The 11,468-nt window shown below is 67.0% G+C and carries 11 protein-coding genes; 10 read left to right on the top strand and 1 reads right to left on the bottom strand.

Going from position 1 to position 11,468, the window contains the following annotated elements; translation table 11 throughout:
• From AC1DY5_RS25205 to AC1DY5_RS25185, 5 genes are all read left to right on the top strand, one after another.
• Positions 1-471, top strand: a 471-nt coding sequence (locus tag AC1DY5_RS25205) for a DNA-deoxyinosine glycosylase (RefSeq protein WP_478115802.1), incomplete at its 5' end; no start/stop codon positions are given.
• Positions 468-1,211, top strand: a complete 744-nt coding sequence (locus AC1DY5_RS25200) for a class I SAM-dependent methyltransferase (RefSeq protein ID WP_478115800.1) — start codon at positions 468-470, stop codon at positions 1,209-1,211. The genes AC1DY5_RS25205 and AC1DY5_RS25200, both read left to right, overlap by 4 nt.
• A gap of 7 nt (positions 1,212-1,218) precedes the next feature.
• Entirely contained in the window at positions 1,219-3,012 is a 1,794-nt protein-coding gene (tfpB, locus tag AC1DY5_RS25195; protein WP_478115798.1) for a type IV pilus assembly ATPase TfpB, read from the top strand.
• 102 nt (positions 3,013-3,114) lie between these two features.
• Complete coding sequence (locus AC1DY5_RS25190) at positions 3,115-3,603, top strand: tripartite tricarboxylate transporter TctB family protein (protein WP_478115796.1); 489 nt, start codon at positions 3,115-3,117, stop codon at positions 3,601-3,603.
• A gap of 10 nt (positions 3,604-3,613) precedes the next feature.
• Positions 3,614-5,125, top strand: a complete 1,512-nt coding sequence (locus AC1DY5_RS25185; protein WP_478115794.1) for a tripartite tricarboxylate transporter permease — start codon at positions 3,614-3,616, stop codon at positions 5,123-5,125.
• Between the two features lie 52 nt (positions 5,126-5,177).
• On the opposite strand, the gene AC1DY5_RS25180 is transcribed toward AC1DY5_RS25185, so the two are convergent.
• Positions 5,178-6,104: a LysR family transcriptional regulator gene (locus tag AC1DY5_RS25180; protein WP_478115792.1), complete on the bottom strand. Its 927-nt coding sequence runs from the start codon at positions 6,102-6,104 to the stop codon at positions 5,178-5,180.
• Positions 6,105-6,201: 97 nt separating this feature from the next.
• Here AC1DY5_RS25180 and AC1DY5_RS25175 point away from each other — a divergent pair, with 97 nt between their 5' ends.
• From AC1DY5_RS25175 to AC1DY5_RS25155, 5 genes are all read left to right on the top strand, one after another.
• Entirely contained in the window at positions 6,202-7,173 is a 972-nt protein-coding gene (locus tag AC1DY5_RS25175) for a Bug family tripartite tricarboxylate transporter substrate binding protein (RefSeq protein WP_478115791.1), read from the top strand.
• A gap of 1 nt (position 7,174) precedes the next feature.
• A complete protein-coding gene (locus tag AC1DY5_RS25170; RefSeq protein WP_478115789.1) occupies positions 7,175-8,788 on the top strand; it encodes a gamma-glutamyltransferase family protein in 1,614 nt (537 codons plus the stop codon).
• Positions 8,789-8,795: 7 nt separating this feature from the next.
• Entirely contained in the window at positions 8,796-9,716 is a 921-nt protein-coding gene (locus tag AC1DY5_RS25165) for a DMT family transporter (RefSeq protein WP_478115788.1), read from the top strand.
• Between the two features lie 16 nt (positions 9,717-9,732).
• Entirely contained in the window at positions 9,733-10,530 is a 798-nt protein-coding gene (locus AC1DY5_RS25160) for an SDR family oxidoreductase (protein ID WP_478115787.1), read from the top strand.
• A 23-nt stretch (positions 10,531-10,553) separates the two neighbouring features.
• Positions 10,554-11,468, top strand: a 915-nt coding sequence (locus AC1DY5_RS25155; protein WP_478115785.1) for a quinone oxidoreductase family protein, incomplete at its 3' end; no start/stop codon positions are given.

Raw genomic sequence — 11,468 nt, 5'->3', positions numbered from 1 at the left:
GTTTCCGGGACCACGGCCTTGTTGATACTCGGCAGCTTTCCTGGGGCCCGGTCGATTGCGCAGCAGCAGTATTATGCGCACCCGCAGAATCACTTCTGGAAAATTTTGCAGGCTCTATGGCCCGGAAACCCGCTGCCAGTGGGCGAAGATAGCTATAAAAAGCGTAGCACCTGGCTGCTCGACCGCGGCCTGGGGGTGTGGGACGTGTATGCCAGCTGCGAGCGCGCGGGGAGCCTCGATTCGGCGATCCGCGAGGCGGTGGCGAACGACATCGCGAGCCTGCGGCTGCCCCGGCTCGCGGCCATCGCGCACAACGGCGGCGAGAGCTTCCGGCATGCGCGGCACACGCGGGCGATCGGGGTGCCGGTGCATCGGCTGCCGTCGTCGAGCCCGGCCAATGCGAGCTGGAGCTTCGATCGCAAGGTCCAGGCCTGGCGCGAGGTGTTTGAAAGGTATCTGGACATTCCATGAAGCTCTCCCTTCCTGAGGTCAACTTCTCCGATTGGGGCGACGTTCGCTATCTGCACCTGGGCACCGAATGGGTGCAGGGATCGATGAAGCTCGACGCGCCGTTCGAGATCGAGCTCGAATACGTGCAGCGCATGATGGCCTGGCTGTTGTTCGTCGACCCGGCGGGCGTCGCCAAGCGGCATGCGATGCAGCTCGGCCTCGGCGCCGCCAGCCTGACCAAGTTCTGTCGCAAGACGCTGCGCATGCGCACCACCGCGATCGAACTCAATCCGCAGGTGGTGGCAGCCTGCCGCGGCTGGTTCAAGCTGCCGGCCGACGACGCCAAGCTCGAGATCGTGATCGCCGATGCCGCGGCCGAGATTCGCAAGCCGCGCTGGCTGGGCACGGTCGATGCACTGCAGGTCGACCTCTACGACCACGAGGCCGCCGCACCGGTTCTCGACAGCGAAGACTTCTATGCCGACTGCCGCGCCTTGCTGACCGAGGACGGCGCCATGACGGTCAATCTCTTCGGCCGCTCCTCGAGCTACGAGCGCAGCCTCGAGAAGATCACGGCCGCCTTCGGCACCGACGCGGTCTGGGCCTTCAAGCCGACGCGCGAGGGCAACACGGTGGTTCTGGCCCAGGCCGGCGCCAGCCGTCCGAAGCGTCCCGCGCTTGCCGATCGGGCGCAAAGCATCCAGACTCGCTGGGGCCTGCCTGCACCGAAGTGGCTGCGGGTGTTCAAACCGCAGACCTGATTCGTTCATGAGCGCCCTGCCCACCCCTCCCGCCGCCGCCGATGCCGCCCGCCACGAAGGCCCGCTGGTCCTGCGCCATCTGATCGAATGGCTGGCCAAGGATGGCCTGATCTCGCCGGTCGAGGCCAAGCGCACGCTGGCGCGCTGCGCCCAGGCCGAGAGCCGCCAGGCGCCGCTGGTGCGGCTGGCCAACGTCGCGATGACGCGCGAGAGCGACGGCAAGCCGCTCGATCTCGAGATGCTCACGCAGTGGCTGGCCGGCCGGGCCGGGCTTGCCTATCTGCGCATCGATCCGCTCAAGGTCGACGTCGGCAAGGTCGCCGACACCATGAGCGCGGCCTATGCCGAGCGGCACAAGGTGCTGCCGGTTCAGGTGACGCCCAGCGAGGTGGTGGTGGCGACGGCCGAGCCTTTCCTGACCGACTGGATCGCCGAGGTCGAGCGCCAGTCGCGCCGCGCGGTGCGCCGGGTGGTCGCCAACCCGACCGACATCCAGCGCTACACGGCCGAGTTCTTCTCGCTCGCCAAGTCGGTGCGGGCGGCGCAGAAGGCCGGCGGCGGCGCCAGCGGCGCCAGCTTCGAGCAGTTGGTCGAGCTCGGCAAGAGCAACAAGCAGCTCGACGCCAACGACCAGAGCGTGGTGCAGGTGGTCGATTGGCTCTGGCAGTACGCCTTCGACCAGCGCGCCAGCGACATCCACCTCGAGCCGCGGCGCGACCAGGGCGTGATCCGCTTCCGCATCGACGGCGTGCTGCATCCGGCCTACCAGATGCCGATGGGCGTGATGAACGCGATGGTGGCGCGCATCAAGCTGCTGGGCCGCATGGACGTGGTCGAGAAGCGGCGCCCGCTCGACGGCCGCATCAAGACCCGCAACCTGCGCGGCGACGAGGTCGAGATGCGGCTGTCGACGCTGCCGACCGCCTTCGGCGAGAAGATGGTGATGCGGATCTTCGACCCCGATACCGCGGTCAAGGACCTCGACGCCCTGGGCTTCGCCCAGCACGACGCGCAGCGCTGGGAGAAGCTGGTGACGCGGCCCCACGGCATCATCCTGGTGACCGGCCCGACCGGCTCCGGCAAGACCACCACGCTCTATTCGACGCTCAAGCGCGTCGCCACCGAGCAGGTCAACGTCAGCACAGTCGAAGACCCGATCGAGATGATCGAGCCCTCGTTCAACCAGACCCAGGTGCAGCACCAGCTCGACTTCGGCTTCACCGAGGGCCTTCGGGCGCTGATGCGGCAGGACCCGGACATCATCATGGTGGGCGAGATCCGCGATCTCGCCACGGCCGAGATGGCGGTGCAGGCGGCACTCACCGGCCACCTGGTCTTTAGCACCCTGCACACCAACGACGCGCCGAGCGCGATCACGCGGATGATGGAGCTCGGCGTGCCCTCCTACCTGATCAACGCGGTGATGCTCGGCGTGCTGGCCCAGCGGCTCGTGCGCACACTGTGCCCGCATTGCAAGGAACCCGACGAGTCGATCACGCGCGAGAAGCTGGCCGAGTTCGTCAAGCCCTGGCAGATCAACGGCTCGGTGCGGGCCTACAAGCCGGTCGGCTGCGTCGATTGCCGCATGACCGGCTACATGGGGCGCATGGGGTTGTACGAACTGCTCAGCATCAGCGAGGAGTTCAAGGCCCTGGTCACGAAGGAGCCGAACCTCGTCGGCCTGCGCCGCCAGGCGGTGGTCGACGGCATGCGGCCGCTGCGGCTGGCGGGCGCCTTGCGGGTGGCGGAAGGCGTGACCACCATCGAAGAAGTGCTGAGCGCGACACCGCCCCTGGAATAGGATTCAGGGATTACCCTGAATCGCCGATAGGTGGAATCCACATCAAGCTGACTCCCACCTGACCACACAATCTCCGATCGAGTTTTTTCGTGGAGACTGTTCGTGAAAATCAAGAGTCAGAAAGACTTCTTCTCGGGGGTGATGTTCGCCGTTACGGGAGTCGCCTTCGCATGGGGAGCGACGACCTACAACGTCGGCAACGGCGCCCGCATGGGCCCCGGCTACTTCCCGCTGATGCTCGGCATCCTCATGGCCGTCATCGGCCTGGTGATCATGTTCACTGGCCTCACGGTCGAGACCGAGGACGGCGAGAAGATCGGCAAGTGGGCCTGGAAGCAGGTGGCTTACATCCTCGGCGCCAACCTCGCCTTCGGCGTGCTGCTCGGCGGCCTGCCGAGCGTGGGCATTCCGGCGATGGGCATGATCATCGCGATCTACGCGCTGGTCATCATCTCCAGCCTGGCGGGCAGCGAGTTCAACCTGCCCAAGGTGCTGATCCTGTCCACCGTGCTGGCCGTCGGCAGCTACATCGCCTTCATCTGGGCGCTCAAGCTGCAAATCCAGGTGTGGCCCACCTTCATCACGGGCTGAGGACTGGCAAATGGAACTTCTCAACAACCTCTCTCTCGGGTTCGGTGTCGCGTTCACCTTCACCAACCTGCTGTACTGCCTGGTCGGCTGTATCCTGGGCACCCTGATCGGCGTGCTGCCGGGCATCGGCCCGGTCGCCACCATCGCGATGCTGCTGCCGGCCACTTACGCGCTGCCGCCGGTCTCGGCGCTGATCATGCTGGCCGGCATCTACTACGGCGCCCAGTACGGCGGCTCCACCACCGCCATCCTGGTCAACCTGCCCGGTGAATCGTCCTCGGTGGTGACCGTCATCGACGGCTACCAGATGGCGCGCAAGGGGCGGGCCGGACCTGCGCTTGCCGCGGCGGGTCTGGGCTCCTTCTTCGCCGGCTGCGTCGGCACGCTGATCCTGGCCGCCTTCGCGCCGCCGCTGACCGAACTGGCCTTCAAGTTCGGCCCGGCCGAGTATTTCTCGCTGATGATCCTGGGCCTGATCGGCGCCGTGGTGCTGGCTTCGGGCTCGCTGCTCAAGGCGATCGCGATGATCGTGCTGGGCCTGCTGCTGGGCCTGGTCGGCACCGACGTCAATTCGGGCGTGGCCCGCTTCAGCTTCGACATCCCGGAACTGACCGACGGCATCGGCTTCGTCGCCATCGCGATGGGCGTGTTCGGCTACGGCGAAATCATCGCCAACCTGTCGCGACCAGAAGAAGACCGCGAAGTGTTCACCGCCAAGGTGTCCGGCCTGTTCCCGACCAAGGAAGACTTCAAGCGCATGCTGCCCGCGGTGCTTCGCGGCACGGCGCTTGGCGCGGCGCTCGGCATCCTGCCCGGCGGCGGTGCGCTGCTGGCGGCCTTCGCGGCCTACACGATAGAGAAGAAGACCAAGCTGCATCCGGGCGAAGTGCCCTTCGGCAAGGGCAACATTCGCGGCGTGGCGGCGCCCGAGTCGGCCAACAACGCCGGCGCGCAGACCTCCTTCATTCCGCTCYTGACCTTGGGCATTCCGCCCAACGCGGTGATGGCGCTGATGGTCGGCGCGATGACGATCCACAACATCCAGCCGGGCCCGCAGGTAATGACCAGCAACCCCGAGCTGTTCTGGGGCCTGATCGCCTCGATGTGGCTCGGCAACGCGATGCTGATCGTCCTGAACCTGCCGCTGATCGGCATGTGGATCAAGCTGCTGTCGGTGCCCTACAAGTACCTGTTCCCGGCCATCGTGCTGTTCTGCGCGATCGGCGTCTACTCGACCAACAACAACACCTTCGACATCTGGATGGTGGCGGCCTTCGGCTTCATCGGCTACGCCTTTTTCAAGCTGGGATGCGAGCCGGCGCCGCTGCTGCTGGGCTTCATCCTCGGGCCGATGATGGAAGAGAACCTGCGCCGTGCGCTGCTGCTGTCGCGCGGCGACTGGATCGTCTTCGTGACGCGGCCGATCTCGGCCGGCTTGCTGGCGGCGGCATTGCTGCTGCTGATCATCGTGTTGCTCCCGGCCGTCAAGTCGAAGCGCGAAGAGGCTTTCGTCGAGGACTGATCCTCCTCCATCCTCTATAAGAAAACGGCAGCTTCGGCTGCCGTTTTTTCTTTCAGGCCTTGTGGGCCCGCGGCGGCTTCATATGCTGGCGGGCCATGGCGAGGAAGGCCAGGGCGGCGGGGTTCAGCGGATGCTTGGCTAGCCGCACCGCGACCACCGGGTACTCCAGGCTCGGGCGCGTCACCGCCACCGCGCGCAGGTTGCCGGGCATCAGGACTTCCACATAGCGCGGCAGCAGGGCCACGCCGGCGCCGGCCTGGATCAGGCCGAAGGCGGTCGACAGCATCGACACGTGGTGCACCACGCGCGGGTACACGTTGGCCACGCTCGACAGTTGGCGGCTGACCGAGCGCCAGATGTTGGCATCCGGATTGACGTGGATGAAGGGCAATGCATCGAGGTGCCTGGCATCGATCACCACCCGCTGGGCCAGCGGGTGGTCCTCGCGCACGAAGAGTGCCATGCGTTCGATGAACAGCGCCTCGGTGGCGAGCTCCGAGTGCTTCTGGCCGATGTCCGAGCCGAAGCCCAGGTCCGCTTCCTGCGACAGGATGCGCGAGATCATCTGCTCGGCCGTGCTGTCCATCAGCGCCGTCGCCAGCGCCGGGTGCTGCTGCGAGAAACGACCCAGCAGCGGCGGCAGCAGGGCGCCGGCCGTGAGATGGCCTACCGCCAGCACCACGCGCCCCTCGCGGAGCTCGGACTGCGATCGGCAGGCGTCGACCGACTCGTCGATCAGGCGCAGCGCGCGCACTGCGGTATCGACCATCATCTGGCCCGCGTTGGTGATCCGGATGCGGCGGCCGCGAACCACCAACGGCTGCCCGAGTTCGTGCTCCATGCGCTTGATCAGGTGGCTGATCGCCGGCTGAGTGAGCTGCAGGGCCTCCGCCGCCAGGGTGAAGCTGCCGGTTTCGGCCACCGCCAACAGCGCCCTGAGCTGTTGCAGAGAGATCGCTTCGGCAGAGTTCCTTGTCATAAGCTATGTTTATAGTTCGATAAAGCGGATTATCTGGCTTGATGCCCTGGCCTTGCATAGCATTCGGATTCATCTCCACTGGGACAAAATCCAGCTCATGAAACGAATCCAGTTCCTTCAGGCCTGTGCCGCCGTGCTGTGCGTGGCCGCGTCTTCCGCCAGCCTGGCACAAGGCTATCCAAGCAAGCCGATTCGCCTGATCGTGCCCTTCCCGGCCGGTGGCGCCACCGACCTGTTCGCGCGCACGCTGTCGCAGAAGATGGGCGAGAAGCTCGGCACCACGCTGGTCATCGACAACAAGCCCGGTGCCGGCGGCGCGATCGGCTCCGACGCCGCGGCCAAGGCGCCGGCTGACGGCTACACGCTGCTGCTGGCCACCACCAGCACCCACTCGATCGGGCCGGCGATCACGCCCAAGCTGCCCTACGACACGGTGCGCGACTTCACGCCGATCGCGCATGTGGGCGACGCGCCCAGCATCATGCTGGTGCCCAACAACTCGCCGGCCAAGACGGTGCGCGAGTGGATCGACTATGCCAAGAAGAATCCCGGCAAGCTCAACTACGCGTCGAGCGGCAACGGCACCATCGTTCAGCTCACGGCCGAGCTCTTCAAGGCGCAGGCCGGTGTCTTCGTGACCCACATTCCGTACAAGGGCACCGCACTGGCGATCCCCGACCTGATCACCGGCAAGGTCGACGTGCTGTTCGATTCGCTGCCGACCGGCATGCCGCACGTGCGCGACGGCCGGCTGCGGGCGCTGGGCGTGACGACGCTGAAGCGCAGCCCGCTGGCGCCGGAGCTGCCGCCGATCGCCGATGTGCTGCCGGGCTTCGAGTCGAATACCTGGTTCGGCCTCTACGGCCCGAAGGGCCTGCCGGCCGATATCGTGACCCGCATCAACACCGCGGCCAACCAGTCGCTGAGCGACCCGGAAGTGCGCGACAAGCTGGCACGGCTGGGCATCGAACCCACCACCAGCACCCCGGCGCAGCTCGCGAGCATGGTGGCGGAAGACGCCACCAAGTGGAAGAAGATCATCATCGAGAGAAGAATTACCGGCGATTGACATGAAGTTCGACTACGCAAACCCCTACACCTCCACCCGCATCCCGGTCTTCGCCCGCAATGTGGTGTCGACCTCGCACCCGCTGGCCGCCCAGGCCGGCCTGCGCATCCTGCAGCAGGGCGGCAACGCGGTCGACGCCGCCGTCGCGACTGCCGCGGTCATGACGCTGGTCGAGCCGGTCAGCAACGGCCTCGGCAGCGACGCCTTCTGCATCCTGTGGGACGGCAAGAAGCTGCACGGCCTCAACGCTTCGGGCTGCGCGCCCGCGGCCTGGGCGCCCGAGTACTTCCGCAAGAAGTACGGCGCCGACGCCGCGACGCCGCCGACGCGCGGCATCGACTCGGTGACGGTGCCGGGCGCGGTGGGCGGCTGGGTCGCGTTGTYGGAGCGCTTCGGCAAGCTGCCTTTCGCCGATCTCATGGCGCCGGCGGTCGAGATCGCCGAGCGCGGTTACCTGATGCCGCCGGTGGTGCAGCAGAAGTGGGCCGCGGCGACCCCGATCCTGCAGTCGCAGCCTGGCTTCGCGCAGAGCTTCCTGCCCTGGGGCCGGGCGCCCGAGGTCGGCGAGCTGTTCCGCTTCCCGGCCGCGGCGCGCGCCCTCAAGGCCATCGCGGCGACCCGCGGGGAGGCTTTCTACGGCGGTGAAATCGCGGCGGCGCTGCAGAAGTTCTCGAGCGCCAACGGCGGCAGCCTGATGGCGAGCGACCTCGCCAACTGGAAGCCCGAATGGGTCGAGCCGATCGCCCAGGAATACCGCGGCCACACGCTGCACGAGATTCCGCCGAACGGGCAGGGCATCGCGGCACTGATCGCGCTGGGCATCCTCGAGCATTTCGACATCGGCGCGATCCCGGTCGACTCCGTGCGTTCGCAGCATCTGCAGATCGAGGCCATGAAGCTGGCCTTTGCCGACACCTACCGCTATGTGTCCGAGCCATCGTCGATGGAGGTGACACCGCTGCAAATGCTCGATGAGGCCTACCTGGCCTCGCGTGCCAAACTCATCGACGTGAACAAGGCACAGGACTTCAAGGCGGGCAACCCGGTCAAGGGCGGCACCATCTACCTMACSGCGGCCGACGAGAGCGGCATGATGGTGAGCTTCATCCAGAGCAACTACATGGGCTTCGGCTCGGGCTGCATCGAGCCCGAGTTCGGCATCAGCCTGCAGAACCGCGGCCACGGCTTCAGCCTGAAGGACGGCAGCCCGAACCTCGTGGCGCCGGGCAAGCGCCCGTTCCACACCATCATCCCGGCCTTCCTCACGAAGGACGGCGCCCCGGTGATGAGCTTCGGCGTGATGGGCGGCAACATGCAGCCGCAGGGCCACATGCAGACGCTGGTGCGCATGCTCGACTACCAGCAGAACCCGCAGGCGGCCTGCGATGCGCCGCGCTGGCGCTTCAACGCCGGGCTCGAGATCAACGTCGAGGCGGCGATGGAGTCGGCGACGGTGCAGGGCTTGTCCGCGCTCGGCCACAAGGTCGACGTCATCAACGATTCCTACCAGGACTTCGGCGCCGGCCAGTTCATCTGGCGTGCGGGCGATCCGGCGGTGGAGGGCTACGTGGCGGCCAGCGACGCGCGCCGCGACGGCCTGGCGGCTGGTTTCTAGCGTCTCGATGCCAGGCCAGGCCACCGCGCAGCACGCCGCACGCAAAAGCCTCGCGCCGGGCCTGGCGCTCGCCACCTTCGGAGCGATTGCCTTCAGCGGCAAGGCGATCATCGTCAAGCTGGCTTATCGGCACGGCGTCGATGCCGTGACTCTGATCATGCTGCGCATGCTGTTCGCGCTGCCGCTGTTCGCGCTCATGGCGTGGTGGGCCGGGCGCGGCAAGCCGGCGCTCACGCGGCGCGACTGGCTCGGCGTGGTCGGGCTCGGCTTCTCGGGCTACTACCTGTCGAGCTTCCTCGACTTCGCCGGGCTGGCCTACATCACGGCCAGCCTCGAGCGACTGATCCTGTACCTCAATCCGACGCTGGTGCTGCTGTTCGGCTGGATCGTCTACCGGCGGCGCATCACGCGTTGGCAGTTCGCGGGCATGGCCATCAGCTATTCGGGCGTACTGCTGGTGTTCGGCCACGAAGTGAGCCTGGGCCAGAGCGCGGCGGCCGCGTGGGGCGCCTTCCTGGTGTTCCTGAGCGCGGTGAGCTATGCGATCTACCTGGTCGCCAGCGGCGAATTCGTCAAGCGGCTCGGCTCGCTGCTCCTGGTCGGCCTGGCAACCAGCGTGGCCTGCCTGCTGTGCATCGCCCAGTTCCTGCTGCTGCGGCCGATCAGCGAGGCTTTCGAGGTGGCGCCCGAGGTGATCTGGCTGTCGGTGCTCAACGCCACGCTGTGCACGGCCGTGCCTGTCCTCGCCGTCATGATGGCGATCGAGCGCATCGGGCCCGCGATGGCGGCGCAAACGGGTATGGTCGGGCCGATGTCGACGATCCTGATGGGGGTGCTGCTGCTCGGCGAGCCCTTCACCGCCTGGATCGCGGCCGGCACGGTGCTGGTCATCAGCGGCATCTTTGTCTTCACACGAATGGGGCGTTGAGCCCGAAGGAATCAACATGGATCTGGGAATCGCAGGCAGGACGGCGCTGGTGTGCGGCGCGAGCAAGGGCCTGGGCTTCGGCTGCGCCGAAGCGTTGGTGCGCGAGGGCGTCAACGTGGTGGTCGTGGCGCGTGGCGCCGAGGCGCTCGAAGTCGCGGCAAAGAGCTTGCAGGCCACCGCGGCGGGCAGCGCGGCCAAGCCCTTCGTCAAGCAGGTGGCGGCAGACATCACGACCCCCGAAGGCCGTGCCGCGGTCTTCGCGGCGCATGCCGACTACGACATCGTCGTCACAAATGCCGGCGGCCCGCCGCCCGGCGATTTTCGCGACTGGGACCGCGAGGCCTGGATCAAGGCGCTCGACGCCAACATGCTGACGCCGATCGAGCTGATCAAGGCCACGGTCGACGGCATGGCGGCGCGCGGCTTCGGACGCATCGTCAACATCACCTCAAGCTCGGTCAAGGCGCCGATCGACATCCTCGGCCTCAGCAACGGCGCCCGCAGCGGCCTCACCGGATTCGTTGCCGGCGTTGCGCGCACCGGCCTCGCAGCCAAGGGCGTGACGCTCAACAACCTGCTGCCGGGCGCCTTCGACACCGACCGGCTCAAGGGCACGCTGGCGGGGGCGGCCAAGAAGACCGGCCTGGACATCGACGCGATCCGCGCCAGCCGGCAGAAGACCATACCGGCCGGCCGCTTCGGCACGCCGGCCGAGTTTGGGGCGATCTGTGCGTTCCTGTGCAGCGTGCACGCGGCGTACGTAACGGGCCAGAACGTGTTGGCCGACGGCGGCGCCTACCCCGGAACCTATTGATCGACGTCGACCAGGAGACGCATATGAAGAGCAAGGCAGTGCGCATCGACCGCAACGGCGGTCCCGAGGAACTCAAGATCATCGAGGTCGAGGTCGGCGATCCCGGCCCGGGCGAGATCCGGATCCGACACAAGGCGGTCGGCCTCAACTTCATCGACACATACCAGCGCAGCGGCCTCAATCCGTTCCCGATGCCGCTGCAGCTCGGAATGGAAGCCTCCGGCGTGGTGGAGGCGGTGGGCGAGGGCGTCACGCACCTGAAGGCCGGCGATCGTGCGGCCTATGCCAGCGCGCCGCCCGGCTCCTATTGCGAGCTGCGCGTCATGCCGGCCAAGAACGTCTGCAAGCTGCCCGACGCGATCTCCTTTGAGACCGGCGCCGCGATGATGCTGAAGGGCCTGACGACGCAGTACCTGCTCAAGAAGACGCTGCCCGCCGAGGGCCTGCAGCCGGGCGACTTCATCGTCTTCCATGCGGCGGCCGGCGGCGTCGGCCTGATCGCCTGCCAATGGGCCAAGGCGCTCGGCTTCCAGCTGATCGGCACGGCCGGTACCGACGCCAAGTGCCAGCTGGCGCTGGCCCACGGCGCCGCGCATGCGATCAACTACAGCACCGAGAACTTCGTCGAGCGCGTGAAGGAGATCACCGGCGGCAAGGGCGTCAAGGTGGTCTACGACTCGGTCGGCAAGGACACCTTCGAAGGCTCGCTGGCCTGCCTGCGACCCTTCGGCCTGTTGGCGGTCTTCGGCAACGGCTCCGGGCCGGTGACGGCTTTCAACCTCGGCCTGCTGGCCAAGGGCTCGTACTACGTCACGCGTCCGACCCTGTTCACGCACATCGCCACGCGCGAACGCACGCAGGCCATGGCCGACGAGCTGTTCGCGGTGGTCGAGAGCGGCGCCGTGAAGATCCCGATCGACCAGCGCTACGCCCTGCCC

The sequence above is a fragment of the Variovorax sp. P4_D9 genome, assembly GCF_056401695.1.
Note: the sequence above shows the minus strand (reverse complement) of the source record. Positions and strands in the feature narration are given on the sequence as shown.

Coding starts and splice junctions, on each gene's coding strand:
- AC1DY5_RS25165 (WP_478115788.1), top strand. CDS start 8,796: ATGCCAGGCCAGGCCACCGCGCAGCACGCCGCACGCAAAAGCCTCGCG.
- AC1DY5_RS25180 (WP_478115792.1), bottom strand. CDS start 6,104: ATGACAAGGAACTCTGCCGAAGCGATCTCTCTGCAACAGCTCAGGGCG.
- tfpB (WP_478115798.1), top strand. CDS start 1,219: ATGAGCGCCCTGCCCACCCCTCCCGCCGCCGCCGATGCCGCCCGCCAC.
- AC1DY5_RS25175 (WP_478115791.1), top strand. CDS start 6,202: ATGAAACGAATCCAGTTCCTTCAGGCCTGTGCCGCCGTGCTGTGCGTG.
- AC1DY5_RS25160 (WP_478115787.1), top strand. CDS start 9,733: ATGGATCTGGGAATCGCAGGCAGGACGGCGCTGGTGTGCGGCGCGAGC.
- AC1DY5_RS25200 (WP_478115800.1), top strand. CDS start 468: ATGAAGCTCTCCCTTCCTGAGGTCAACTTCTCCGATTGGGGCGACGTT.